The sequence below is a fragment of the Silicimonas algicola genome, from assembly GCF_003148765.1.
GTDB classification, from domain to species: Bacteria; Pseudomonadota; Alphaproteobacteria; order Rhodobacterales; family Rhodobacteraceae; genus Silicimonas; species Silicimonas algicola.
Map to the genome: position 1 here is coordinate 477,460 of NZ_QGGV01000003.1, position 25,738 is coordinate 503,197.

At 67.3% G+C, this 25,738-nt stretch carries 27 protein-coding genes; 7 read left to right on the top strand and 20 right to left on the bottom strand.

Annotated features, from left to right (window positions below; translation table 11 throughout):
* Positions 1-26: 26 nt before the first annotated feature.
* From frr to pyrH, 4 genes are all read right to left on the bottom strand, one after another.
* Positions 27-584, bottom strand: coding sequence for a ribosome recycling factor (frr, locus tag C8D95_RS09760; RefSeq protein ID WP_109758975.1), 558 nt, complete (start codon positions 582-584; stop codon positions 27-29).
* Positions 585-699: 115 nt separating this feature from the next.
* The gene (gene dtd / locus C8D95_RS09765; RefSeq protein WP_109758976.1) at positions 700-1,158 is read right to left on the bottom strand and encodes a D-aminoacyl-tRNA deacylase; all 459 of its coding nucleotides are present in this window, start codon (positions 1,156-1,158) and stop codon (positions 700-702) included.
* A 12-nt stretch (positions 1,159-1,170) separates the two neighbouring features.
* A complete protein-coding gene (locus C8D95_RS09770; RefSeq protein WP_109758977.1) occupies positions 1,171-2,259 on the bottom strand; it encodes a S41 family peptidase in 1,089 nt (362 codons plus the stop codon).
* A 1-nt stretch (position 2,260) separates the two neighbouring features.
* On the bottom strand, positions 2,261-2,989 hold the full coding sequence (gene pyrH, locus C8D95_RS09775; protein ID WP_109758978.1) for a UMP kinase: 729 nt from the start codon (positions 2,987-2,989) through the stop codon (positions 2,261-2,263).
* Between the two features lie 75 nt (positions 2,990-3,064).
* Here pyrH and miaA point away from each other — a divergent pair, with 75 nt between their 5' ends.
* On the top strand, positions 3,065-3,943 hold the full coding sequence (gene miaA, locus C8D95_RS09780) for a tRNA (adenosine(37)-N6)-dimethylallyltransferase MiaA (protein WP_206508487.1): 879 nt from the start codon (positions 3,065-3,067) through the stop codon (positions 3,941-3,943).
* On the opposite strand, the gene C8D95_RS09785 is transcribed toward miaA, so the two are convergent.
* The 6 genes from C8D95_RS09785 to mgtE form a co-directional block, all read right to left on the bottom strand.
* Positions 3,940-5,721 (bottom strand): SLC13 family permease, encoded by a 1,782-nt coding sequence (locus C8D95_RS09785; protein WP_109758980.1) that lies wholly within the window; start codon positions 5,719-5,721, stop codon positions 3,940-3,942. The two genes, miaA and C8D95_RS09785, sit on opposite strands and share 4 nt — an antisense overlap.
* On the bottom strand, positions 5,714-6,652 hold the full coding sequence (locus C8D95_RS09790) for a DMT family transporter (protein ID WP_241239869.1): 939 nt from the start codon (positions 6,650-6,652) through the stop codon (positions 5,714-5,716). Before C8D95_RS09790 ends, C8D95_RS09785 begins: the two co-directional genes overlap by 8 nt.
* A 71-nt stretch (positions 6,653-6,723) precedes the next feature.
* Positions 6,724-7,095, bottom strand: a complete 372-nt coding sequence (locus tag C8D95_RS09795; protein WP_109758982.1) for a hypothetical protein — start codon at positions 7,093-7,095, stop codon at positions 6,724-6,726.
* A gap of 209 nt (positions 7,096-7,304) precedes the next feature.
* Entirely contained in the window at positions 7,305-8,114 is an 810-nt protein-coding gene (locus C8D95_RS09800; RefSeq protein ID WP_109758983.1) for a TIGR00282 family metallophosphoesterase, read from the bottom strand.
* Positions 8,115-8,159: 45 nt separating this feature from the next.
* Entirely contained in the window at positions 8,160-8,720 is a 561-nt protein-coding gene (locus C8D95_RS09805) for a 5-formyltetrahydrofolate cyclo-ligase (RefSeq protein ID WP_109758984.1), read from the bottom strand.
* Positions 8,717-10,120: a magnesium transporter gene (gene mgtE / locus C8D95_RS09810; RefSeq protein WP_109758985.1), complete on the bottom strand. Its 1,404-nt coding sequence runs from the start codon at positions 10,118-10,120 to the stop codon at positions 8,717-8,719. Before mgtE ends, C8D95_RS09805 begins: the two co-directional genes overlap by 4 nt.
* A gap of 82 nt (positions 10,121-10,202) precedes the next feature.
* On the opposite strand from mgtE, the gene guaD reads away from it, so the two are divergent.
* Positions 10,203-11,513, top strand: coding sequence for a guanine deaminase (guaD, locus tag C8D95_RS09815; RefSeq protein WP_109758986.1), 1,311 nt, complete (start codon positions 10,203-10,205; stop codon positions 11,511-11,513).
* 83 nt (positions 11,514-11,596) lie between these two features.
* Here guaD and C8D95_RS09820 read toward each other — a convergent pair whose 3' ends face one another.
* The 3 genes from C8D95_RS09820 to C8D95_RS09830 form a co-directional block, all read right to left on the bottom strand.
* Positions 11,597-12,886: an 8-oxoguanine deaminase gene (locus tag C8D95_RS09820; protein ID WP_420902669.1), complete on the bottom strand. Its 1,290-nt coding sequence runs from the start codon at positions 12,884-12,886 to the stop codon at positions 11,597-11,599.
* Between the two features lie 32 nt (positions 12,887-12,918).
* The gene (gene hisN / locus C8D95_RS09825) at positions 12,919-13,716 is read right to left on the bottom strand and encodes a histidinol-phosphatase (RefSeq protein WP_109758988.1); all 798 of its coding nucleotides are present in this window, start codon (positions 13,714-13,716) and stop codon (positions 12,919-12,921) included.
* A gap of 85 nt (positions 13,717-13,801) precedes the next feature.
* On the bottom strand, positions 13,802-14,179 hold the full coding sequence (locus C8D95_RS09830) for a helix-turn-helix domain-containing protein (protein ID WP_109758989.1): 378 nt from the start codon (positions 14,177-14,179) through the stop codon (positions 13,802-13,804).
* A 253-nt stretch (positions 14,180-14,432) separates the two neighbouring features.
* On the opposite strand from C8D95_RS09830, the gene C8D95_RS09835 reads away from it, so the two are divergent.
* Positions 14,433-15,392: an NADPH:quinone oxidoreductase family protein gene (locus tag C8D95_RS09835; protein ID WP_109759030.1), complete on the top strand. Its 960-nt coding sequence runs from the start codon at positions 14,433-14,435 to the stop codon at positions 15,390-15,392.
* Here the strand turns inward: C8D95_RS09835 and C8D95_RS09840 are convergent.
* Positions 15,382-16,251 (bottom strand): LysR family transcriptional regulator, encoded by an 870-nt coding sequence (locus tag C8D95_RS09840; RefSeq protein ID WP_109758990.1) that lies wholly within the window; start codon positions 16,249-16,251, stop codon positions 15,382-15,384. The genes C8D95_RS09835 and C8D95_RS09840 overlap by 11 nt on opposite strands.
* Positions 16,252-16,378: 127 nt before the next feature.
* On the opposite strand from C8D95_RS09840, the gene C8D95_RS09845 reads away from it, so the two are divergent.
* On the top strand, positions 16,379-16,606 hold the full coding sequence (locus C8D95_RS09845) for a YjiS-like domain-containing protein (protein WP_109758991.1): 228 nt from the start codon (positions 16,379-16,381) through the stop codon (positions 16,604-16,606).
* A 145-nt stretch (positions 16,607-16,751) separates the two neighbouring features.
* A complete protein-coding gene (locus C8D95_RS09850) occupies positions 16,752-17,537 on the top strand; it encodes a Bax inhibitor-1/YccA family protein (protein WP_109758992.1) in 786 nt (261 codons plus the stop codon).
* Positions 17,538-17,603: 66 nt separating this feature from the next.
* Here C8D95_RS09850 and C8D95_RS09855 read toward each other — a convergent pair whose 3' ends face one another.
* Positions 17,604-18,719 (bottom strand): Ppx/GppA phosphatase family protein, encoded by a 1,116-nt coding sequence (locus C8D95_RS09855; protein WP_109758993.1) that lies wholly within the window; start codon positions 18,717-18,719, stop codon positions 17,604-17,606.
* Positions 18,720-18,849: 130 nt separating this feature from the next.
* Here C8D95_RS09855 and serS point away from each other — a divergent pair, with 130 nt between their 5' ends.
* Together serS and C8D95_RS09865 are read left to right on the top strand one after the other, a co-directional pair.
* On the top strand, positions 18,850-20,139 hold the full coding sequence (gene serS / locus C8D95_RS09860; RefSeq protein ID WP_109758994.1) for a serine--tRNA ligase: 1,290 nt from the start codon (positions 18,850-18,852) through the stop codon (positions 20,137-20,139).
* A gap of 45 nt (positions 20,140-20,184) precedes the next feature.
* A complete protein-coding gene (locus tag C8D95_RS09865; RefSeq protein ID WP_109758995.1) occupies positions 20,185-20,907 on the top strand; it encodes a hypothetical protein in 723 nt (240 codons plus the stop codon).
* Positions 20,908-20,992: 85 nt separating this feature from the next.
* Here C8D95_RS09865 and C8D95_RS09870 read toward each other — a convergent pair whose 3' ends face one another.
* The 5 genes from C8D95_RS09870 to C8D95_RS09890 form a co-directional block, all read right to left on the bottom strand.
* Positions 20,993-21,232: a calcium-binding protein gene (locus C8D95_RS09870; RefSeq protein WP_109759031.1), complete on the bottom strand. Its 240-nt coding sequence runs from the start codon at positions 21,230-21,232 to the stop codon at positions 20,993-20,995.
* A gap of 246 nt (positions 21,233-21,478) precedes the next feature.
* Positions 21,479-22,138 (bottom strand): leucine-rich repeat domain-containing protein, encoded by a 660-nt coding sequence (locus C8D95_RS09875; RefSeq protein ID WP_109758996.1) that lies wholly within the window; start codon positions 22,136-22,138, stop codon positions 21,479-21,481.
* Between the two features lie 4 nt (positions 22,139-22,142).
* Entirely contained in the window at positions 22,143-23,615 is a 1,473-nt protein-coding gene (gene der / locus C8D95_RS09880) for a ribosome biogenesis GTPase Der (RefSeq protein ID WP_109758997.1), read from the bottom strand.
* A gap of 47 nt (positions 23,616-23,662) precedes the next feature.
* Positions 23,663-24,994, bottom strand: a complete 1,332-nt coding sequence (locus tag C8D95_RS09885) for a PQQ-like beta-propeller repeat protein (protein ID WP_109758998.1) — start codon at positions 24,992-24,994, stop codon at positions 23,663-23,665.
* Positions 24,995-25,003: 9 nt separating this feature from the next.
* Positions 25,004-25,666 carry a hypothetical protein gene (locus C8D95_RS09890; RefSeq protein ID WP_109758999.1) on the bottom strand — a complete coding sequence of 221 codons (663 nt, stop codon included), beginning with the start codon at positions 25,664-25,666 and terminating at the stop codon, positions 25,004-25,006.
* Positions 25,667-25,738 lie beyond the last annotated feature (72 nt).

Below are 25,738 nucleotides of genomic sequence, written 5' to 3' on the forward strand. Positions count from 1 at the left end.
CTGGTCACTCGCCCCACGTCAGCAGGTTACACCTGCATGATTTCTTCCTGCTTGCTTTCCAGCGCAGCGTCGATCTTTTTGATCGCCTTGTCGGTCGCGTCCTGCACGGCGGCTTCCCAGAACTTCTGGTCGTCTTCGCTCATGCCGTCGGACTTCGCCTTCTTGATCTTGTCCATGCCGTCGCGGCGGACGTTGCGGACAGCCACGCGCGCGTTCTCGGCATAGTGGCCCGCAACCTTCGTCAGCTCGCGGCGGCGCTCTTCGTTCAACTCGGGGATCGGCAGGCGGATGATGGTGCCGTCGACCACGGGATTGATGCCGAGGCCCGACTCGCGCAGCGCCTTTTCGACCTTGTTCACCAGCGCCCTGTCCCAGACGTTGACCGTGATCATCCGAGGCTCGGGGACGTTGACCGTGCCCACCTGGTTGATCGGCGTGAGAGCCCCGTAGGCATCGACCATGATCGGCTCGAGCATCGAGGCCGCGGCACGGCCCGTGCGCAGTGACAGGAATTCCTGCCGAAGCGCCGCCATTGCGCCTTCCATCCTCCGTTCGAGGTCGTCGATGTCTAGGTCTTCTGCCATGCCTGTTCCGTCCGTTCTAAAGCGGTTCGGGTCCGAAAGTCGCCCTTCTATACCTGCATCGGTCGCAGGATGTATAGAGCGGCCGTGGCAAGCCCGTGCAGGCGATGCGCAATTTTCATGGCGATGGTTTGCGCTCGGCCGTGTCGAGCCAGATCGTCACCGGGCCGTCGTTCACGAGGCTGACCTTCATGTCCGCGCCGAAACGTCCCCGCGCGACCGTGAGCCCGAGACGGGCCAGTTCGGTCGCCAGCGTCTCGACCAGCTCGGCGCCCAGGTTCGGCGCCGCGGCCTGCGAGAAGCCCGGACGGTTTCCGCGCGAGGTGTCGGCGGCCAGCGTGAATTGGCTGATGATCAGAACTGATCCGCCCTGGTCCGTCACCGACAGGTTCATGCGCTGGTCGGCGTCGCGGAAGATGCGCAGCTTCGCGATCCGCCCCGCCAGCGCCAAAGCTTCGTCAGGCCCGTCGCCCTGCATCGCGCAGGCGAGGATGACGAGGCCGGGCCCGATCTCGCCCACCACCGAGCCATCGATTCTGACGGCGGCTTCGGTGACTCTTTGAACAAGGGCGCGCATGGTTCCTTTCTCTCACGCCGCCTGGGCTGCGTCGAGGGCAGGATCCTTGCCTGCGGCGAGGTCGTCCGGTGTCGTGACGATGCGCGGCTCGGGCGTCAGGCGGCCACAGGCGCGCATCTGTTTGGCGATGACAGGAGGTGTGCCGAGCGTCGCCCGGCCGGTTTCCCAGTCATGCCAGGCATCGGAATGACGAACGGCCGCGCCGCATTCGGGCAGGGTCAGCGTATCGCCCTCGGCATGAAACTGAAGCCCATCCCCCATCTCCTCGCCGACGACACGCGCCTCGAGGCGGGCGCGGCAGAGTGCGGCGAAGACGATGGCGGCCGAGAAGGTGAAGCGGTCGACGAGGACCGTCACCGGCCGGCCGAAGGCCTCGATCCGGTCGAGTATGGGAAGGTGCCTGATGAAATCGCCGCCCGGATTGCCGCGCAGATCGACGACGAGCGGCCCCTTGTGGCGTTCGAGCATTTCGTCGGCCCGCTGCAATCGGGACGCCACCGAGACAGGATCGGAGGAGAAGCTGTCCAGCCGAAGGACACCTTGCCTCGGTCGATAGGGATCGCGTCCCGGCGTCGGATAACCCTGTTCGCCTACGGGATAGTGGACGAGGGCGCGGATCCGATCGGTCTCGCGGACGGTGACGTTGCGGCCCTTGGTGAAGCGATAGGTCACGGGCTCGCCGCGCTTCGCCACGCCAAGACGCTCGAGCGCGGGCGACCATACCAGCGGCAGCCCCCCGATCACGCGGCGCCGCGCCGACGTCCCGGCCAGGTAGTCGCCGAGGCGGTCGTGCAGCTCCTCGACGCACACGCCGTTGACGCTGACCACCCGCCGCGCCTCGGGACAGGACCAGAGCCCCTGCCCCGACCACACGAGACGCAAGGGATAGACCTTCGCGGCGGCGTTCGGGATCAGGCGCGTGTGACCGTTGCCGGCAAGGGCGAACAGCCGCATCGCCTCGAGCATCATGTCTTCGCAGTCACCGACGGCGGCTTCGACCCGACCCATACCCTCGAGCACAAGCTCGGAAGCCACGCCAGCCATCGCCCGGTCGCGGATCAGTGCCTCGCGGATGCCCGCCAGGTCCCGAGAGCCGTCCATGTCAGCCTGACACTGTGGTGTAGGTCCCCTGTCCCGACAATATGCCGCGAAAACCGCCGGGCTCGTCCAGCGAGAAGACGATGATCGGCAGCTTGTTGTCACGCGCCAGCGCGATGGCCGATGCGTCCATGACCCGCAGGTTTTTCCGCAGGACCTCGTCGAAGGACACGGCGTCATAGCGCTTTGCGTCCGGGTTGGTCTTGGGGTCCTTGTCGTAGACCCCGTCGACCCCGTTCTTGCCCATGAAGATGGCCTGGCACGACATCTCGGAGGCGCGCAGCGTCGCGGCGGTGTCGGTGGTGAAGTAGGGGTTGCCGGTGCCCGCGGCGAAGATGCAGACCCGGCCCTTCTCGAGATGACGCACCGCGCGTCGGCGGATGTAGGGCTCGGCGACCTCGTCCATGCGGATGGCGCTGATGACGCGGGTGAAGACACCGACGCCTTCAAGGGCCGACTGCATGGCAAGGGCGTTCATCACCGTGGCCAGCATTCCCATGTAGTCCGCCGTCGTCCGCTCCATCCCCTGGGCCGAGCCCGCCAGGCCGCGGAAGATGTTGCCGCCGCCGATGACCATGCAGATCTCGACGCCCATGGCCTGGACGATCTTGATCTCCTTCGCGATGCGCTGGACCGTGGGCGGATGCAGGCCGTAGCCCTGATCGCCCATGAGCGCTTCACCGGAAATCTTGAGAAGCACTCGTTTGTAAGCGGGCCTCGCGGTCTCGGTCATATGTCTGTCCCTTGCTCGCTCTTTGCGCCCCGCGCGAAAATGTCGGAAAAGCGCGGGAGGTTCAACGAGGGATCCATGCCGCGACCGACAGAGATGCTCGACCGAACGCGGCCCGTCCTTCTCGCCGGCCCGACAGCCAGCGGAAAATCGGCTCTCGCCATGGAGATCGCGGCCTTCCTCGGCGGTCCCGTCGTCAACGCCGACGCGCTCCAGGTCTATTCCGACTGGCGGGTTCTGACGGCGCGCCCGTCCGAGGCGGACGAAGAAGCCCTGCCGCATCGCCTCTACGGTCACGTCCCCGGCGAGCGGCCCTATTCCGTAGGCGACTGGCTGCGCGAGGTCGCGCCCCTCCTCGACGGCCCGCCGCCCGTGATCGTGGGCGGGACGGGTCTCTACTTCACCGCGCTGACGGAGGGGCTGGCGGACATCCCCGAAACTCCGCCCGAGGTGCGCGAGGAGGCGACGATGCGGATCGAGGCCGAGGGTCACCGCGCCCTCCTCGCCGACCTCGACGATGCCACGGTGGCGCGGATCGATACCGCCAACCCGATGCGCGTTCAGCGCGCGTGGGAGGTCTTGCGCGCGACGGGGCGTGGCCTTGCCGCGTGGCAGAACCGGACGCCCCAGCCGATCCTGCCTCTCGACGCGGCGCAGGCCCTGTTGATCGACGCGCCGAAGGACTGGCTGACGCCCCGCATCGAGCGTCGCTTCGACGCCATGTTGCAAGGGGGCGCATTGGAGGAAGCGCGGCGCAACGCCGCCGGCTGGCGTTCCGACCTGCCCTCGGCCAAGGCCATCGGCGCAACAGAACTGGTGGCGCATGTTCGGGGGGAGATGGCGCTTGAAGACGCGCGTGCCGCCGCAATCGTCGCGACACGGCAGTACGCCAAGCGTCAGCGCACCTGGTTCAGGGCGCGGATGAAGGCCTGGCGTCCGATCGGGGCGACGACCTAGAGCGGCCAGAAGAACGGGATGAGCAGCGAGGCGAGGATACCCGTCGTGAGGTTGAGCGGGATGCCCACCTTCAGGAAGTCCGCGAAGCGATACCCGCCCGGACCATAGACCATCATGTTCGTCTGATAGCCGATCGGGGTGGCGAAGCTGGCCGAGGCAGCGACCATCACGGTTACGACCAGAGGCCGTGGGTCGATCCCGAGGCTCGCGGCCAATGCAATCGCCACTGGCGTCACCACGACCGCCACGGCGTTGTTCGACACAAGCTCGGTCAGGAAGCTGGTCAAGAGGTAGACCGCCCAGACCACCAGGAACGGCGGCAGGCTGGCGAGGAAGGGCGTCAGCGCGTCGACGATCAGGACGACGGCGCCCGAGCTTTCGAGCGCGGCACCGATCAGCAGCATCGAGAAGATGAGCGCCAGAAGATGGCCGTCGATGGTCGAGAAAGCCTCGTCGGAATCGATGCAGCGGGTCAGGAGGACGACCGCCACCGCCACCATCGCAAGCGCGAGGATGGGCGCCACACCGGCGGCGGCGAGGATCACGATCCCGGCCAGCGCCAGCAGCGCCACGGGCGCGTGGCCGCGACGATAGGCGCGCGCGGTCGGCTGCGAGACGTTGACGAGGCCCGCGTCCGCCGCAAGTCGCTGGATGTCCTCGGCCACGCCTTCCAGGAGCAGCGTATCGCCGACGCGGATCACCACGTCGTCGAGTTGGCGTCCGATGTTCTCGTTCTTGCGGTGGACGGCCAGCGGATAGACCCCGTAGCGGCGGCGCAGGCGGAGCGAGCCGAGCGAGCGCCCGACAAGCGTCGCGCCCGGCGTGATGAGGACCTCGACCGTCGTCGTCTCGACCGAGGACAGCTTGTCGACGAGACGGACGTCGCGCGAGGCCTGAAGGCCCAGAAGCTCTTCCATCTGGGTGCGCAGGACGACCCTGTCGCCCGGCTCGAGCACGACCGAAGCGAGGTTGCGCCGCAACGACAGGTCGCCCCGCAGCACGTCGACGAGGCGCACGGCATCGCGCTTGAAAAGGTCGATTTCGGTCACGTTGCGGCCGATCAGCGTGCTGTCCTCGGGCAGCGCCACCTCGGTGAAGAACTTGCGCTTGGACGGATCCGACAGGAGGTTGGCCATGCTGGCGCGGTCGGGCAGCAGGTGTCGCCCGACGACGTAGAGATAGAGCCCGCCCCAGACAACGAGGATCAGCGCAAGCGGTGTCACTTCGAAGATGGTGAATGCTTCGAGCCCCTTGGCGCGCGCGACGCCATCGACGAGAAGGTTCGTCGAGGTGCCGATCAGCGTGCAGGTGCCCCCAAGGATCGCGGCGTAGGACAGGGGGATCAGAAGCTTGGACGCCGGAAGGCCGATGCGGTTCGCGAGCTGCACGAAGACGGGGATCATCACCAGGACGACGGGCGTGTTGTTGACGAAGGCCGACGAGAAGACGACGAGGACCATCAGTCCGAAGATCGCCGTGCGCGGCTTGGTGTCTGCCTTCGCGTCCGCGATCCGGGTGAACCATCCAAGCGCCCCCGTCCGGACGAGGGCTCCCATGACGATGAACATCGCCGCGATGGTCCAGGGCGCCGGGTTCGACATCACCGCCAGCGCCTCTTCGTAGGGCAGCACGCCCATGACCAGAAGGACCGTCGCGCCGGCGATGGCGGTCACCTCGGGGGGATAGGTCTCGCGCACGAAAAGGGCGAACATGCCTGCAACGACAAGCAGGGTCACATAGGCGGGCCAATGGCCCGGCAGGGTCACGAGGTCAAGCATCCGACCGAGTTTCGCCGCTCTCGTCAGGCGCGGCAAGCAGTGACGCGCCCGCCTTCTTCGGTTGCACGAGGACCGTGCCGAGAAGCATCACCGCCATCGCCGCCCAGACCCAGGGCGAGAAGGTCTCGGACAGGATCGCCATTGCCCAGAGGACGCCGAAGCCCGTCACGAGATAGCTGACCTGCACCGCAAAGACCGCCCCCGCGCGGCCCACCATCCAGACGTAGCCGGTATAGACGGCGATGTTGATGACCGAGGAGAGGACAAGTGCCGCCTCCGGCGCGCCCCAGGGCGGGCGGGGGTCGATCCACTGGCCGGTGGCAAACGCCATCGGGACCACCAGAACGAGGCTGAGAAGTACGGCGCCGTGCAGAACGCCCACGGGCGTCAGCCCCGCCGTGCCCCACTTCGCGACGATGTTGCCTTCCAGCGCATAGAAGAAGGGCGCGACGAGCGCGAGCGGGACAAAAACGATCATCGCGCGGTCGGGCAGGCTCGCCTCGGGGCCGACGATCATCAGGACCCCGGCGAGACCGAGGAGGAGGCCTGCGGCTCGGACCGGCGAGTATCGTTCGGTCCTCAGCGCAAGAGCGAGCGGGAAAGCGAAGATCGGTACCAGTGACAGAAGGATCGACACGAGGCCGGACGGCAGGTGGCGCACGGCCTCGAAGCTGAAGGCATTGGGGATCACCGTTCCGGTCAGCGCAACGGCGGCGTAGACAAGAAGTGCTGCGCGGTCCGTTCGCAGCCGCGCGCCCAGAGCCGCCTGCACGGCGGTCAGAAGCGTCGCCGCGATGACAAGCTGCCAGACCATGAGGCCAAGCGTGCCGTGTCCGCCGCCGACCGCGATCTTCGACAGGGGCTGCGACAGACCCCATCCCGCCCCCATCAGCGCAAGGGCCGCATAGAGGCCCGCTGTCCGTCCTGTCACATGCCTGTCCCTTCGGCGCAGTCCGCCCGCCAGATGATCCATCCGGCGGGCGGTCCGCAAGGGTCGGCGTCTTAGGCGGGCACGGTGTTCCGCGCCACAGTCACAACGAAGATCAGCATGGACGCCATCGTCAGGATCGAGCCGAGCGCGGCGAAGGCCTCGCCCTGCTCCGAGATCGCAAGGGCGATGCCCGGCACCATCACGACGAGGCCCGCGAGGGCGACGAGATAGTGGATCTGGGCCAGTCGCGTCGCGGCAGCCCGCGGCACGGAGTGGTAGTAGAGCCCGAAGAGCCCCATGCTGGCCCAGCCCACGAGGTTGAGGTGCGCGTGCGCCGGCGCCATCGTGTGGTCCTGCGAGATCGACATGAGGATCCCCCAGGACATCCCCAGAACGACGGCAAACGCGCCGGTCAGGAAGAAGCGGTAAGCGACACCGTTCATGCCCTGCCCTCCCCACGAAGTTCAGAACCGCGCCCGAAGCGCGAGTCGATACTGTCTTTGGTCATTTTTCCCATCCCTCTCACGCGCACGCCGTCCTCGTTCCGAACAGCCGCCGACTCATGCGGACGGATCCGACGGGAAGGTTCATGCAACTCGCAAGTGGGTTCTCAATATCACCGCCGATTTCACCTGTGAATCGGAATGATGGGTCAGGGCGACGGGCTGAGCCGTCCGCCCTCGCGCACCATTTCGGCCGAAGTGGCCTTGCCGGTGCGGTCGTCGGTCTGGACCAGGAGCCCCGAGAGCGTGGCCTCGCCCGAGGCGGGCTGAAAGCGGCCCTTGCCCATGCCGGTGACGAAGCGGCGGAGGGGCTCGTCCTTCTCCATCCCGATGACGGAATTATAGTCGCCGCACATGCCGGCATCGGTCAGGTAGGCCGTGCCGCGCGGCAGGATCATCGCGTCAGCCGTGGGGACATGCGTGTGGGTGCCGACGACGACGCTCGCGCGCCCGTCGCAGAAGTGACCCACGGCCATCTTTTCGGAGGTCGCCTCGCAATGGATGTCCACGAGGCTCGCCTGCACCATCCCACCCAAGGGATGTTTCCGCAGGATGTCGTCGAGCGCCGAGAACGGATCGTCGAAGGGCCGCTTCATGAAGACCTGGCCCAGCACCTGCGCCACCAGGACCTTTCGCCCGCCCGGGGCGTCGAAGACCCGCGCACCGACGCCAGGAGCCGCCTTCGAATAGTTGATCGGCCTGATGATGCGCGGTTCCTTCTCGATCCCGGCCAGCATCTCCTTCTGGTCGAAGGCGTGGTCGCCAAGCGTCAGGACATCCGCGCCCGAGGCCAGGAGTTCGGTTGCATGTTCGGGCGTCAGCCCCACGCCAGAGGTCGCGTTCTCGGCGTTGAGCACCACGAAGTCGGCGCGGAGGCGCTGGCGGAGAGCAGGCAGACGGTCGCGGACGGCATTGCGGCCGGCCCGTCCCATCACGTCGCCGAGAAAGAGAAGTCGCATGGCCCCGCCCTACCCCCGCCTGCGCGGAGTGGCAAGCCGACGCTGTCAGGCGGGCCAGTGTGGCCCGGTTTCGGTCACTATGAGGTCGAGCGGCTCGTCGGTCGTCTCGACGGGAACCTCGGCCATCCGCTGTGCCTCGTAGGCCACGCCGATGGCCGTCACCGGGCCTCCCGCGGCCCTGAGGCCGGCGAGCGTCCGGTCGTAGAAGCCGCCGCCATAGCCCAGGCGGAACCCGCGTGCATCGAAGGCGGCCAACGGCACGATCAGGATCTCCGGCGTCAGCTCCTCGGTCGCCTGAGGGACGAAAGTGCCGAACTTCTCTTCGCGCAAGAGGTCGCCCGGACGCCAGCGGCGGAAGACGAGCGGCGCATTCTTTGCCACGACGACCGGAAGGCAGAGGTCGTGCGTCGCGGCGAGGTCGTTAAGGGCCGGGCGGACGTCGATCTCGGCCCGGATCGGCCAGAAGGCCGAGACGACGCGGCCCGGAGCGGCGCGGACCGCCTCGATCAGCGCCCGGTTCGCCGGACCCGCAAGGGCGGGGTCGACGGCGGCCCGCGCGGCGATCGCCTCCTGTCGGGCAGCAGCCTTGCGCTCGGCCAGCGTCACAGAAGGACCAGCGAGGCGAGGCCCAGGAAGGCGAAGAAACCCACCACGTCCGTCACCGTCGTGACGAAGGTGCCCGAAGCGAGGGCCGGGTCGATGCCGAAGCGTTCGAGCGTCAGGGGAACGAGCACACCCGACAGGCCCGCGACCAGTAGGTTCACCACCATCGCCACAGCGATCACCACGCCGATCAGCGGCTCGCCGAACCAGATGGAGCCCACGAAAGCCATGACGACGGCGAAGAGGCAGCCGTTCAGCAGCCCCGCCATCGCCTCGCGCCGGACGACGCGCCAGGCGTTCGACCCCGTCAGGTCGCGGGTGGCCAGCGCGCGCACCGCGACCGTCATCGACTGGGTGCCCGCGTTCCCGCCCATGCTGGCCACGATTGGCATGAGGACCGCCAGCGCCACCACCGCCGAGAGCACGTCCTCGAAAAGCGAGATCACGACCGAGGCGAGAATAGCCGTCAGAAGGTTCACGCCAAGCCAGGGAAAGCGCCGCCGCACGATCTCGAAGGTCGAATTCGACAGGCTCTCGTCGCCCACACCGGCGAGACGAAAGACGTCCTCTTCGTGCTCCTCGTCGAGGACGGCCATGGCGTCGTCGATGGTGATGACACCCACGAGCCGCCCGTCGGCGTCGGTCACGGGCGCCGAGATCAGGTGGTACTGGTTGAAGGCATAGGCCACGTCGCCCTCGTATTCGTCGACCTCGAACTTGCGGAAACTCTCCTCGGTGATCGAGGCGAGCGGCGTGGTGCGCGGCGACGACATGATCCGGCCGAGCGTGACATAGGACACGGGCCGGTGGCGCGGGTCGACGAGGATGACGTGGTAGAACTGCTCGGGCAGGTCGTCCTGGCCGCGAAGATGGTCGATGGTATCGCCGACGGTCCAGTGCTCGGGCGCGATGACCACCTCGCGCTGCATCAGGCGTCCGGCGGAGTATTCGGGATAGGACAGCGCCTGCTCGACCGCGATCCGGTCGACCATGTCCAGTGCGTCGAGAACGGCCTCCTGCCGGTCTTCGTCGAGGTCCTCGATGATGTCGACGACATCGTCCGATTCGAGCTCGCGCATCGCGTCGGCGAGCTGTTCCGAGGTCAGCGTCTCGATGACCTCTTCCCGGATGTCCTCGTTGATCTCGGACAGCACCTCGCCGTCGATCAGACTCCCCGCGAGTAGTACCAGCTGACGCCGTTCGTCGGGCTCGACCTGTTCGAGAAGGTCGGCGATGTCGGCGGCGTGCATCGGCTCGAAGAGCGCGGTCAGTCTGGCCTTGTCGCCCTCCGCCACAGCCTCGAGGACCTGCGCGACTGCCCTGTTGTCCAGGGCGTAATCCTCGTCGACCGACCGATCCTCTTCCGCGACGGGAGTCTCCTCAGTCTCGGGCGCGTCGGTCATGGGCGGGCTCCTCTTCTGGCGCGCAACCTAGACAATCCCCCGGGATGGACAACCGAAAGATATCCTCGATACCTTCCGATCCATGACCAGCACTCCTGAACTCCTGATCGGCCAGACGCTCGACTTCCCGGCCGATCCCTTCGAGGCGGGATGGGACGTGGTGCGCCATGACGCGCGGGGCGCGATCCTGATCGAGAACGGACGTATCGCGGCCACCGGCACCGCCGACGACCTGCGCCGTTCACATCCGACAGCGCGCATCACCGACTACGGCGACGCCCTCATCCTGCCCGGCTTCATCGACGCCCACGTTCACTATCCGCAGACCGGCATCATCGCCTCATGGGGCAAGCGGCTGATCGACTGGCTGAACGACTACACGTTTCCCGAGGAGCTTCGCTTTTCGGACCCCGGCTACGCGCGACAGGCGGCGAAGCTCTTCTTCGACCTCTCGCTCGCTCACGGAACCACGACGGTTTCGAGCTTCTGCACCGTCCATCCCGCAAGCGTCGACGCCTTCTTCGCCGAGGCGCAGGCTCGCGGCCTCTGCGCGGTCGGCGGCAAGACCTGCATGGACCGGAACGCGCCCGACGGGCTGACCGACACCGCGCAGTCGGCCTACGACGACTCAAAGATCCTGCTGGAGCGCTGGCATGGCCAGGACCGCCTCCGCTACGCCGTCACGCCACGCTTCTCGCCCACGTCGACGCGCGAGCAGCTTCAGGCGCTGGGCGCGCTCTGGGCCGAACACCCGGACTGCCCGATGCAGACGCATCTGTCCGAGCAGACCGACGAGGTCGCCTGGGTCCGCGACCTCTTCCCCGAAGCCCGCGACTACCTCGACACCTACGAGGCGGCGGGTCTCCTTGGTCCCGGCGCGATGTTCGGCCATGCGATCCACCTGACCGAGCGCGAACGTGCGCGGCTGAAGGAGGCGGGCGCGGCGCTGATCCACTGCCCGACGTCGAACACCTTCATCGGTTCGGGCCTCTTCGACCTCGCCGGGCTGAAGTCCGGGGGGCAGACCGTGGGCCTTGCCACCGACACCGGTGGCGGTTCCTCCTTCTCGATGCTGCGAACGATGGCGGCGGCCTATGAGATCGGCCAGCTTCGCAGCCGCCCTCCCCACCCCGCCGAACTGCTGTGGCTCGCCACCGAAGGCTCGGCTCGCGCGCTGCGGCTCGATGATCGCATCGGACGCCTCGCGCCCGGATGCGACGCCGACCTCGTCGTTCTCGACCTCGCCTCGACGCCCGTGATCGCGCAACGCGCCGCTCGCGCCGAGACGATCTGGGTGGCGGTCTTCCCGACGATCATGATGGGGGACGACCGCGCCATCCGCGAGGTCCGCATCCTTGGCCGGCCGGTCGATCGCGTATTTGAAGCAAGATGAAGCGGTTGCCGTTCATCTTCTTCCAATACGCATTTGCCGACAGTGACGCCGTAACCCGCGATCGGAAGGCGTGCAAACAACCCTTAGCCTGCGAGCCGGGCGACGGCGCGGCGTGCCGCCGCAAGAGGCGCGGCCATGTCCACCGTGGCGATCCTGCCGTCCGAAACCACACGGCGACCTTCGACGAACAGGTCACGAACCGACGATGGGCCTGCGAGAAGAAGGGCCGCGCTGTCCCAGGACCCCGCGCTTTCGATCCCCGAGACATCCCAGCCCGCGATATCGGCCCGCATCCCGACCCGGATCCGCCCGATATCGTCTCGACCCAGAGCGGCCGCCCCGCCGACCGTCGCGATGTGCAGCGCGTCGCGCGCGCTCATGGCGTCCGCGCCGTGCGCGACCCGCTGGAGAAGCATGGCCTGCCGCGCCTCGGCCAGAAGGTTCGCTCGATCGTTCGACGCCGATCCGTCGACACCGAGGCCGACGGTCACGCCCGCATCCCGCATGGCTCGCACCGGTGCGATCCCCGATCCGAGCCGGCAGTTCGAGCACGGGCAATGGGCAACCGCGGTGCGTGTTCTGGCAAAGAGATCAATCTCCTGCGCGTCGAGCTTCACGCAGTGCGCATGCCAGACGTCGGGTCCGGTCCAACCCAGGTCCTCGGCATACTGGCCCGGCCGGCAGCCGAAGGTCGTCAGCGAATAGCGCACGTCCTCGTCGTTCTCGGCCAGATGCGTGTGCAGCCTGACGCCCTTTTCGCGGGCAAGGATCGCCGCATCGCGCATCAGCTCGCGGCTGACGGAGAAGGGCGAGCAGGGCGCCACGCCGACGCGGACCATGGCGCCGGGTGCCGGATCGTGGAAGGCGTCGATCACGCGCAGGCAGTCCTCGAGAATGGCGTCTTCCCTCTCGACCAGAGTGTCGGGCGGCAGGCCGCCGTCGCTTTCGCCGATCGACATGGCCCCGCGCGTCGGGTGAAAGCGAAGCCCGACCTCGGACGCGGCGCCGATGGTATCGTCGAGCCTTGCTCCGTTCGGATAGAGGTAGAGGTGATCGGACGTCGTGGAACAGCCCGACAGGGCCAGTTCGGCCAGCCCGAGCGTCGCGGACAGCGCGAAATCCTCCGGCGTGAACCGGGACCAGATCGGGTAGAGCCGCTTCAGCCATCCGAAGAGAAGCGCATCCTGCGCGCCGGGCACGGCGCGGGTCAGCGTCTGGTAAAGGTGGTGGTGCGTGTTCACGAGGCCTGGCGTCAGGACGCATCCGGCGCAGTCGAGCACCTCGGCCCCCGCCGCGTCGAGCCCTTGCCCCACGGCGGCGATGACCCCGCCCTCGATCCGGACGTCGGCGTTCCGAAGCTCGGCCCCGTCCATCGTCAAGACGTGGTCGGCGCGGCGGAGAACAGTCACACCCAAGCAAGACGCTCCATGGCGGCGGCGTGGATTTCGGGCGTCGCGGCGGCGAGGATGCGGCCGCCTCCATCGGCGCGACCGCCGGTCCAGTCGGTCACGATCCCGCCTGCCGCCTCGATCACCGCGATCGGGGCCTGCACGTCATAGGGCTGCAGTCCGGCCTCGATCACGAGGTCGATCTGCCCCGCCGCGAGAAGCGCGTAGGCATAGCAGTCGCAGCCATAGCGCGTCAGCCGGACCTCGGAAGCGACGCGCCGGAATGCGGCGCCCTCCTCAGGGCTCCCGACCTCCGGAAAGGTGGTGAAGAGCGTGGCCTCCGCAAGGGTCCGGGTGGGGCGCACGCCGAGCCGCGCTTCGCCCATCGGCCCCTCGACGCTGGCACGGCCAAGCCCGCCCCTGAACCGCTCCCCGATGTAGGGCTGGTCGATCAGGCCCAGAAGGGGGCCATCCGCATCCGCCACCGAGACGAGGACGCCCCAGGTCGGTGTTCCGCTGATGTAACCGCGCGTACCGTCGATGGGATCGAGAACCCAGGTCAAGCCGCTGGTCCCTGCTGTCGCGCCGTGCTCCTCGCCCAGGACGGCGTCGTCCGGCCTCGCCTCCGCCAGGATCGCGCGCATCGCGGCCTCGGCGCTTCGGTCCGCGACAGTGACGGGATCGAAGTCGGCGCGTTTGCTTTCAGCCGCTAGGCCACGGCTTCGAAAATGACGAAGGGTCTCTACGCGCGCGGCATCGGCCAGGCGGTCGGCGACAGCCCAGAGCCGTGACGCGTCGATGTCCGTTGAAGTCACCGGCTGGCTCCCCACCCTTCGCTGGAGACCGGCCTAGCAGAGCGCACGCGACCGTCAAGGATCCAGCGACGGATCCTCAGGTCGGCTAAGCGACGTCGGAGAGCACCCGGGCCAGTTCGAACAGGCGGCGGCGCTGCGTTTCCGGGATCGCGTAGTACGACCTCACGAGTTCCAGCGCCTCCTTGTCCTTCAGGATGTCGACAGGCACGTCGGACTGATAGTCGGCCTCGGCGACGTTGTTCGCGTCCGAGAGGCCCTCGAAGAAGAAGCTCACCGGTACGGAAAGAGCGGCGGCGATGTCCCAGAGCCGGGAGGCAGAGACGCGGTTCATCCCGGTCTCGTACTTCTGGATCTGCTGGAACTTGATGCCGACCTTCTCGGCCAACTGCTGTTGGGTCATGCCCACCAGCCAGCGACGATGCCGTATCCGCTTGCCGACGTGGACATCAACTGGGTGCTTCATAGCGTGGCTCCCTCTGCAACCTTTACAGGTATGCGTCTAATGCAGACAACTGAATAGCTGTCTTTTTGGTTAGGCCTTGTCTCGGGAACCGGCCGTCCGCCCAATTCCGACCTCGGAAAGATTATGACTCAACCCTGCGAAGTATGCGTCGGACACTAATACAATCATGACGCATGACGCAACGTCTGGTGTGTTACGGATCACGTTTGTAAAATTTCGGCAACAGGTGTTAGGACGGGCCATGATCCATTCCATGCACGCACTGGTTGTAGAATCTCTAGGCGCCACGCCGACTTGGGGCGTCGTCGACCGTCCGGAACCCGGTGCTGGGCAGGTGCGGATCAAGGTAAAGGCCGCTGCGCTGAATTTTGCCGACACCTTGATGATCGACGGGACCTATCAAGAGACGCCGCCCTGCCCCTTCGTTCCCGGCATGGAAGTATGCGGACTTGTTGACGCCGTTGGCGAGGAATCGGGCAGATTTCGGACGGGCGAGCGAATCGCATCCTTCTGTGGGCATGGCGGGCTGGCGGAATTCGTTGTCGTGTCCGAGGATCGCTGCTTCCCAGTGCCGGACACGATGGACGACATCACGGCCGCCGCTTTCCCGATCGCCTATGGCACCTCTCACCTGGCACTGACACGCCGGGCGCGCCTGGCTGCGGGCGAAACTCTTGTCGTTCTCGGAGCGGCCGGTGGCGTCGGGCTGACGGCGGTCGAGATCGGCAAGGCCCTTGGCGCCCGCGTCGTGGCCGTAGCGCGTGGGGAGGCCAAGCGCGAGGCGGCACTGCGCGCGGGTGCGGATGTCGCCATCGATGCGGATACGCCCGATCTGCGCGGGGCGCTGAAGACCGAAGGTCGGATCGACGTCGTCTACGACCCTGTCGGAGGCGCTGCGGGCGAGGCCGCGTTGCGCGCGCTGGCGCCCGAGGGGCGGTATATCATCATCGGCTTCGCATCCGGCGACCTGCCCTCGCTCCGTCCGAACCACCTCCTGGTGAAGAACGTCGATGTGATCGGCTTCTACTGGGGCGGCTACCGCGCCTTCGCTCCGGGTGTCCTGACAGACAGCCTGGCGCAACTGACGCGCTGGCACTCCGAAGGCAGGATCCGTCCCCACACCAGCCAGGTCCTTCCGATGGCGCAGGCGAACGACGGTCTCGATCTTCTGCGCCGACGCGAGGCGACGGGAAAGGTCGTGCTTACCCCGTAGCCGCAAGTTGCGGGGCCATGAACGACCGCCGGACGAGACCGACCAGATCCTCCAGCACCTCGCTGCGACCCTGTGAGGCCACGTAGAAGTTTATCTTCCGTGTCCCGAGATCGGGCAAGGCGCCCCCATGCGACACTTGGAACAACTGCGGCACCGCGCCGGCAAGCTGCGCGGTCACGGCGAGATCCGCGACGACGGTCGCCTCGACGGTACGCGAACTGTCGGAATCGATGCTCATCTCCCACGGCACGCCAGCGCGGTCGAGTGATGCGATCATGCCCTTGCGGAACTGGCACTTCGGCTGCGACGCCAGCGGCAGGGGTCGACGCTGCCATGCCACGCCATCCTTGGCACCGTACCACAGAAGCGGCTTCTCGGTCAGCGTCTCGCCGCCCGGGTCGCAGTGATCCTCGGTCGTCAGGATCAGGTCGCATTCGCCCCGTGCGAACATCTCCTTCAAGCGCAGCGTGTACGACGACAGAAGCTGGACCTTCATCCTCGGATGCTCGACGTGGAAGAAGCGCAGGACCGGCGGGATCGCGGGATAGACGATGTCGCTCGGGACGCCGAGGACCAGCGTGCCCTCGTAAGCCACATCGGTCATCCGGTTCATCACCTCGTCGTTCAGGGCGAGGATCTTGCGCCCGTAACTCAGAAGCTGCTCGCCCGCCGTGGTCAGCCCGACGCCCCGCCCTGTCCGGTCGAGAAGCTGCTGGTCGAGGCTTTCCTCGAGCCGCTTGAGCTGCATAGACACCGCGGACTGGGTCAGGTTCAGGACCGCCGAAGCCTTGGTGACGCCGCCTGTGTCGGCCACGGCCACGAACGAGCGGACGGCAGTCAGGTCGAGGTTCCGAGGCATATCACTCTCCGTGATGAATGGGATCAGAAGAATTCGTTTTCAAAATGTATCAGGAGGGCCCATATCCATCAAGCACGATGATGAAAGGATCTCGACGCACCCACGCTCGACAACAGGACATAGACACATGACGACAATGACCCACACCCCCCGCTCCGCCCTCTTCCCCGTTATTCTGACGGCCCGCCTCGGTGTGCTCGACCGTCTTCTGACGCTTCATTCGATCTATAACGAGCGCCGCGCGCTCGCGCAGATGGATGCGTCGCGTCTGTCCGATATCGGCGTCACGCGCAGCGCCGCCCGCGCTGAATCGCGCCGCGCTGCCTGGGATGCGCCCGAACGCTGGACGCGCTGAGGCGCGACCGGCGGTCACACCCCTGAAAAACAGTCTGTTCCCGGAACCGTGGCGGTTGAAATCATGTCCGTCTCTGCCAATATGCGCAGGGACGGACGGGTTTCCCGATCCGGCACCGACCAGATCCTTTGGGGAGCACAACCACATGGCTGAATACGAGACCATCCGCGGCACCGCTACGACAGGTGTACGGACGGCCGCGATCGATGAGGGCCTCCGCGCCCACATGAACAAGGTCTACGGCACGATGTCCGTCGGCATGCTCATCACGGCTGCGGCCGCATGGGCCATCGCCGGACTTGCCGTCACCTCCGATCCCTCGGCCACCGGCATCATGCTTCGTGACGGCGAATATCTCACCGGCCTCGGCCAGGCGCTCTATGCCTCGCCGCTTCGCTGGGTCGTGATGCTCGCTCCGCTCGCCTTCATCTTCTTCGGCTGGAACCGCATCCTCGAGCGCGCCTCGTCGGGTACCGCGCAGGTTGCCTTCTACGCCTTCGCGGCGATGATCGGCATCAGCTTCAGCTCGATCTTCCTTGTCTACACGGACTTCTCGATCGTGCAGACGTTCCTCGTGACGGCGATCGCCTTCGCGGGACTGTCGATCTGGGGTTATACAACCAAGCGCGACATCTCGGGCATCGGTTCGTTCCTGATCATGGGCGTCATCGGCCTGATCGTCGCCATGGTCATCAACCTGTTCCTGCAATCGCCCGCGATGATGTTCGCGATCTCGGGCATCGGTGTCCTGCTGTTCGCGGCCCTCACGGCTTACGACACGCAGAACATCAAGACGATGTACGTGGCCCACGCCCAGGCGATGGACCAGGACTGGCTGGACAAGTCGGCGATTCACGGCGCCCTGGCGCTGTACCTCGACTTCATCAACATGTTCCAGTTCCTGCTCTACTTCATGGGCAACCAGGAATAGACGGTTACACGTCAAACGACGAAGGGCCGGCCTCGCGCCGGCCCTTTTCATTTGGACGGCCAGCCTTCAGAAGGCCGCGTCTTCCAGAACCCCGTCCGCCGACATCTGGGCGTAGAGAAGCCCCTCGCGCAGACCGCGATCCGCCACCGTCAGTCGGTCGGTCGGCCAGACCCGCAGTAGCGCCTGGAGGATCGCCGCGCCGGACATGATGAGCGCATGCCGGTCCTTGCCGATCCGCGGGTCGATCCTGCGGCCTTCTGGTCCCAGCTCGAGATACTGGCGGATAACCTTGTCGATCTGGTCCGAGGTCATGCGCAGCCCGTCGACCTTGGATCGGTCATAGCGCCTGAGGCCCAGGTGGCTTGCCGCCACCGTCGTCACCGTCCCCGAGGTGCCGATGATCTGGAACCCCTCCCGCGTCTGCTCCGCCTCGTAGGGGCTGAATTCCGAGAGGTTTTCCTCGAAATACCAGCTCATCAGCGCGAACCGCGCGGCGTCGTTCTCGACGTCGTCGAACTGGTCGCGCAGCGTCGCCACGCCCAGGGGCACCGAAATCCAGTCCACCACCCGCGCCGCCGGAAAGGGCGAGTTGGGATCGGGCGCGAAACCGGTATTGAGGCGCATCAGCGCGCGCGGCCTCTCGACCCGCGGGACCCGGCTGATGTCGATCCACACGAGCTCTGTCGAACCCCCGCCGATGTCGACCACCAGAAGCTGCTCGGTCCGCGACGATACCAGCGGAGCGCAGGAGATGACGGCAAGCCGCGCCTCTTCCTCGGGCTTGATGACCTCGAGCCTGAGGCCCGTCTCGCGGTAGACGGAATCGAGGAAATCGGAGCCGTTGGTCGCCCGCCGGCAAGCCTCGGTCGCGACAAGCCGCATCCGGTCGACATCGTATTTGTCGATCTTCGAGCGGCAGATCTTCAGCGCCTGCGCTGTGCGGTGCATCGCGGCGCGCGACAGCCGCCCGGTCGCTTCGAGCCCCTGGCCAAGCTGGACGGACTTCGAGAAGCTGTCGACCACATGGAACTGGTTGCCCTTCGGCTGAGCGATGAGCATTCGGCAGGAATTCGTTCCGAGGTCCAGCGCGGCGTAGAGCTCTGCTGGATCGGCCTTGTCGGGCCCGCCCTCTTCTACCGCAAGCGGGAGAGGGTCGGCGCCCCTAGGACGCTTGGGCGGCATGTCGCCCTCCGATCTCTGGTTGCCTTCAGCCTATGGCAAGCCGCCCCACGGGCGCAAGCGCCGTGACGGACGCCTTTCCTCGCGGCCCGAAATGGGCGATAGAACGCGCGACTTGCGACAGGAGACCCCGATGCACGACATCCGCGCCATCCGCGAGAACCCCCAGGCCTTCGACGCCGCCATGGCGCGGCGGGGGCTGTCGGGGGTGTCGTCGGAGATCCTTGCCATCGACGAGGCGCGGCGGGCGAAGATCACCGCCGCCGAGACCGCGCAGGCCGACCGCAACGCGGCCTCGAAGGACGTCGGCGCGGCGAAGGCCCGAGGCGACAACGCGGAATTCGACCGCCTTCGTGCCCTCGTGGCCGACAAGAAGGACGAGATCGCGCGGCTCGAGGACGAGGCGCGCGTCGAGGACGAGCGTCTGCGCGACATCCTCCTCGGCCTGCCGAACCTGCCTTACCCGGATGTGCCGGACGGCCGCGATGAGACGGAGAACGTCGAGGTCCATAAGTGGGGCGAGGTGCCGACCTTCGACTTCGCCCCAAAGGAGCACTATGACATCGCCGGGGTGAAGCCCGGCATGGACTTCGAGACGGCAGCCAAGCTGTCGGGCAGCCGCTTCGTCCTCCTCCGCGGAGCGGTGGCGCGGGTTCACCGCGCACTGGCCCAGATGATGCTCGACATCCACACGACCGAGCATGGTCTGACCGAGACGATGACCCCCGTCCTCGTCCGTGACGAGGCCATGGTGGGCACGAACCAACTGCCCAAGTTCGCCGAAGACAGTTATCAGACTCGCGAGGGCATGTGGCTGATCCCGACGTCCGAGGTCACGCTGACCAACACGGTCCGCGACAGCTTCGTCGATGCCGACCGCCTGCCGATCCGCATGACCGCCCATACCCAGTGCTTCCGCTCCGAGGCGGGAAGCGCGGGCAAGGACACGGCGGGGATGCTGCGGCAGCACCAGTTCGAGAAGGTCGAGATGGTGACGATCTGCACGCCTGAAACGTCCGAGGACGAACACGCCCGGATGCGCGGCTGTGCCGAGGCGATCCTCGAGCGCCTGGGGCTTGCCTATCGCACCGTCGTCCTCTGCACTGGCGACATGGGCTTCGGCGCGCGCAGGACCTACGACATCGAGGTCTGGCTGCCGGGGCAGGACACCTACCGCGAAATCTCGTCGGTTTCGACCTGCGGCGACTTCCAGGCGCGGCGGATGAACGCGCGGGTTCGCGACGCGGACGGCAAGCCCCAGTTCGTCCACACGCTGAACGGCTCCGGCCTGGCCGTCGGCCGCTGCCTGATCGCGGTGCTGGAGAACGGCCAGACCGAGGATGGCGGCGTCATCCTGCCCGAAGGGCTGCACCCCTGGCTGGGCGGCAAGACCCGCATTGCGCCGGACGGCCGGCTCGCCTGAGCAAGGGGCAAGGAACCGCCGGGCGTCCCGGCGGTTTCAGGGGGCATGGAACGCCTCATCGCATGGGCCGTCTTCGCGGCCGCACTCGCCTTCGCCCTCGTCCCCTTTGCCGTCTCGTTCGGTGGGTTCGATCCGCGAGCTTTTCCGAACCCCCTGCCCGACCCCGTGGCGCAGCCCGAGGGCTGGACCTTCTCGATCTGGGGCTTGATCTACCTGTGGCTCGTCGTCACGACGCTGGGCGCGGCCATCTTCCACGTGGATACGCCGACCTTCTGGCCGCACCGGCCGTGGCTCCTTGTGGCGCTGGTGGTCGGGGCCGCCTGGCTTTTCGTCGCCCTCGAAAGCGCGATCTGGGCGACGCTTCTTATCTGGATCATGTGGATCGGGGCGGTGGGCGCGCTGTTCCGCGCCCCGGCGTCGCATCGCTGGATGGTCAGGGGGCCCGTGGGCCTTTTCGCCGGCTGGCTGACGGCGGCGGCATCGATCTCGATCGCACTTGTCGGCGCAGGATGGGGTGTGTGGTTCGACGAAGTGACATGGGCGGTGATCGCCCTCGTCCTCGCGCTGGTGCTTGGCATCTGGCTGATGGCGCGGCTCGCCGTGCCCGAGGTCGCGCTCGCCATCGGATGGGCGCTTGTCGGGCTGACGGTCGATGCGTCGGACAAATCCACACTCGTGGCCGGGCTGGCGGCGGTCGGCGCTGTGCTGATGCTGGTCCTCGCCGTGCGCGCCGTCATTCGACCTTCACCGAAACTGGCGGTGGCCTGATCGAAACGCGGCGGAGACGAAAGCCGTCCCCGCCGCGCCGCGTGTCGGCCCCGGTGAAAGGCACCGGAGCCGACCATGGAGGACCTTAGCCCGCGACCAGGGTGCCGGCCGTTTCGGCGGCCGCCAGTTCGTCCGCGTCGACCATACCGTCCGCGTTGGCGTCGATCGTCGCGAACACCTCTTCGGTCAGGTCCGGATATGCGGCCTGAATTTCTTCCATCGAATACATGCCGTCTCCGTCCGTGTCGGTGACATCGGCAGCGGTGGCGGCGGTCGCGCCGAGCCCGAGAAGGGCGGCGGCGAGAACAGTCCAGATCTTCGTCATCTTCATCTCCATCTATTCTGACGGAGGCAGGGGCCCGAGCCTCGTTGAGAAGCTTCGAGTGTGAGGTAAGGTCATCCTCAGCCGCCGCGCAATGGGGTGGGCTCGCGCAGCCTGACCTGAGCCGAAAGACGCCCCGGAGGCTCCTGCCGTGCGGCGGAGGTGCGCCGCCCGTCCCGCGCGGTCAGTCGCGGGCGGGACGGCGCGCAGCCGCAGACCCGAGTCGCGCGGAACGGCGCCTGCGGAGCGTCAGTCGGAGGGTGAGAGCCTTGCCGTCAGCCGGCCAAGCCGCCTTGCCTGTCGACCGACCCATGTCGAGGCTCGGTCCTCGCGGAACGTGCGACCGTTGTTGAGGGCGACCCCCTTGGTCAGAAGCGACATGAAATGTTCACCCGAGCCATCGCGTGCCTGAGCCCCGTGCAGGTTTATCCACTTCAGCCGCTCCGCCTGAACCGCGGGCTCCAGGGACAGGATCATCGTCCCGCCCAGATCCAGCCGCTCGAGCGAAGGCATCCGCGAGAGGGAGCCGAGGTCCCACACCCAGGAACCGGCGAGGTCGAGGATCTCGAGGTCGGGCAGCGCTTCGAGCGGCGCAAGGTCTCCCGTCCGCGTGTCGCGAAGCGACAGGACCCGCAGCGACGGGACGGCGGCAAGCGGCGCGAGGTCCGATACCCGTGTGCCCCTCAGGCTGAGTTGCGCCAGGCGGTCGAGATCTGAGATGGAGGGCGGGATCTTTTCCAGCGCATCCAGCCCCTGAAGCGACAGGACGCGCACGCGCTCCCTTGCACCCTGGGCGATGCGCGCCTCGGCCTCGGCATAGGCCGCGTCCTCGCCCCTGTCGCGGGTCATCACGAACCCGGCGGCGACGATGGCGACGAAGATCAGGAAGGCAGCGGCGATCCTCCGCACGCAATCACTCCTTCGGGGAGGGTTTGCCGAGGTGCTTGCGCAGCCGGGACGGCTTGGACTTCTTCCTGTCCTTGTAGGGGTTCTTGTCGCCCTGACCCCGGAAGTGCAGCCGAATGGGCGTCCCCGGCATGTCGAAGGCGTCGCGAAGGCCGTTGACGAGATAGCGCTTGTAGCTCTCGGGCAGCTTGTCGGGATACGAGCACATGACGACGAAGCCGGGCGGCCGTGTCTTGACCTGCGTGGCATAGCGCAGCCGGATGCGGCGTCCGCCCGGCGCGGGCGGCGGATGGGACTCGAGCATCCCCGTAAGCCAGCGGTTCAGTTGCGCGGTCGTCACGCGGCGATTCCAGACGGTATAGGCGCGCTCGACGGCCTCGCGCAGGCGGTCGAGACCGCGGCCGGTCTTGGCCGAGACGGTCACAAGCGGCGCGCCGCGAAGCTGGGGCAGAAGGCGCTCGAAGCTCTCTTTCAGCTCCTTCAGTTTCTCCTGCTTGTGATCCTCGACGTCCCACTTGTTGACGGCGACGACAACGGCCCGCCCCTCGCGTTCGGCAAGATCGGCGATGCGCAGATCCTGCTGCTCGAAGGGGATCGCCGCGTCGAGAAGGACGACAACGACCTCGGCGAACTTCACCGCGCGCAGACCGTCGGCGACCGAAAGCCTTTCAAGCTTCTCCTGAACCTTGGCCTTCTTGCGCATCCCGGCGGTGTCGAAGATGCGGACCGGCATCCCCTCCCAGTCGAAGGGCAGCGAGATGGCGTCGCGCGTGATCCCTGCCTCGGGGCCGGTCAGCAGGCGATCCTCGCCCAGAAGCTTGTTGATGAGGGTCGACTTGCCCGCGTTCGGACGGCCCACGACGGCGATCTGCATCGGCCGGTCGGCGGTGGGCATACGGACCGAGGTGTCGGCCTCGTCGTCCTCGTTGACGTCGACGTCCGTTTCGGGCGCCGCCTCCTCGATGATCGCCGCCTCGGCCCCCTTCGCCTCGACCAGCGGGCGCAGCACCTGAAGGAGGTCGAACATCCCCTCGCCGTGCTCGGCGGAAAGGGCGATCGGGTCGCCCAGACCGAGGGACCACGCTTCGACGTAGCCGCCCTCTCCTGCGCGACCCTCGGCCTTGTTGGCGCCAAGGATCACCTGTGCGGACTTGCGGCGCAGGATGTCGGCGAAGATCTCGTCGGCGGGCAGCACGCCCGCGCGGGCGTCGATCATGAAGAGGCAGGCGTCGGCCATCTCGACCGCGCGCTCGGTCAGCTTGCGCATCCGGCCCTGAAGGCTTTCGTCCGTCGCCTCTTCCAGTCCCGCCGTGTCGATGACGGTGAAGCGCAGCTCTCCCAGGCGCGCCTCGCCCTCGCGCAGGTCGCGCGTCACGCCGGGCTGGTCGTCGACCAGCGCCAGCCGTTTGCCGACCAGACGATTGAACAGCGTGGACTTGCCCACGTTCGGGCGACCCACGATGGCGAGGGTGAAGCTCATGTCGGCCCCTTTGTGACGTCAGGCGGCGTCCTTAGCAGAGCGCCCGCCTAGCGGAAAGCGTGGAGTTCCCCGTTCTCGGTCACGAGATACAGCGTCCCACCCGCAACGACCGGGTTGCGCACGACGCTGCCGGGCAGATCGCGGGTTCCCAGAAGGGCGCCCGAGGCCGGATCGAACTCGCGCAGAAGCCCGTCGTCCGACGCAACGATCAGCCGTCCGCCGGCGAGGACGGGTCCAAAATGGACATAGGCCGTCTCGCGCCGCGACAGGCGAGGCCTGCGGTAAAACGGCAGGTCGACAATCCAGACCGTCTCACCGGTCGAGGCGTCGAGCCGCGCCAGCCGGTTCTCGTCCGTCACCATGAACATCGAGCCGCCGACGACGACGGGCGGGTTCATCGCGCCTTCGTTCGCCTGCCAGAGCGGCAGACCCGTCTCGACGTCGAAGGCCGCCGCGCGCCCCGCGTGGCTCGCGGCATAGACGGTGCCGCCCGAAACGACGGGCTCGCCCGAGAGGTCGGCATAGCGGCTGAAGGCGCGTCCCGTCCGTTCGCCCGCGACCGATCCCGCCCAGGTCTGGCTGCCGGTCGACCGCACGGCGGCCAGCATCTGGCCTGACGAGAAGGGGAAGATCACCTGGGCGTCGGCAACGGCGGGCGACGGCCCCCCTGCGAGGCCGGAGTTGCTTGTCGCGCCGAGGATCTGCCACAGCACGCGACCGCTCGCCGCGTCGATGGCCCAGCCCACGTCGTCGCGGGTGACGAGATAGACCACGCCGTCCGCAACCGTCGGAGCACCCGTGGCCGCGGCGTCGAGGTCCTGCATCCAGGCGACGGCGCCCGACGCGGCGTCGAGGGCGGTCAGCGTGCCGAAGCCGGTGGTGACATAGACGCGCCCGCCCGACGCGGCGATCCCGCCGCCCGAGGCCTCGTTGGCATTCTCCGAAGGTGGCGTCAGGTCGCGCGACCAGAGCGCCGCCCCGCCGGTCGAATGCGCCGAAACCGTGGCCCGGCTGTCCATCGTGAAGATCCGGCCAGACGAGACGACGGGGTCCGCCGTGATGCGGTGCCTGCGGTCCGCGCCCTGTCCGATCGGAGCGCTCCACACGCGCGTGAGCGACCGTCCGAGCGCGGGATGGGAAAGCTGGTGGCGGGCGTTGCCGCCGACATGGCTCCACTCGGCGTTGACGGTGGCAGGCGGCAAGGCGACAGGGATGCTGCGGTTCACGACCTCGCCCGTGTCAGGCAGACCCGCGATGTCGAGCCGTTCGCCCGGCAGCAGTACCTCCTGGTCGCCGCAGGCGGCCAGAAGCGCCAGCATCGCCACCGATGTCGCGAAATTCCTCACAGCCCGGCCCCTCGACCCTTCTCGCTCGCGCATGTCCCTGGCTCAGCCCTGCGCCTCGGGCGTGCCACCGAGCGCCACAATCAACTGGGTCGCACGAACGCGCAAGTCTTCCGTGACCTCGGCATCCGCGAGTATCCCGCGGAGCGTGGCGATGGCGGCTTCCGTCTCGCCCGTCTCGACCTCGGCAAAGGCGCGCTGTTCGAGCGCCAGAAGCCGCAATGGGTTGCCGGCGGCGAGAAGCGGTTGCAGGCTTGCGACCCGGTCCGCGGGCGCGACGGTTCCGGCCGAGACCATGACCGACTTCAGAAGGGCGATGTCGCGATAGATCTGCGGCACGGCCGTGTCGGCTGCCAGAGCCTCGAGCGACGCCCTGGCCACGTCCGCGTTGCCGGCCTCGGACTGCGCCGACGCCGCCAGAAGCCCCTGGATGGCGCGGCGGGTCGGCTCTTCGGGCGTTGGAAGCGCTGCCATCGCTTCGGCCCGCGCGGCGTCGTCGGCCCCGCTCAGGGCGGCAAGGATCTCGTCGCCGAACGCCTGCGCTTCAGCTGCGTCGCGCGCCTTGCGCCATTCGATGAAGGCGGCCCCGGCAACCAGAAGCACGACGGCGAGGATCGCGATCCAGCCATAGCGCCGCATCAGCCTGAACAGCTTGTCGCGCCGGACCTCGTCCGACACCTCGGTCACGAAGGAATCCTGATTGGCCACCGAAGCCCCGCCCTGTTGTCCCAGACCCGTTGCGCCCTCTTATCTGTTGAAATCGCGGAATGCAAAGCAGCG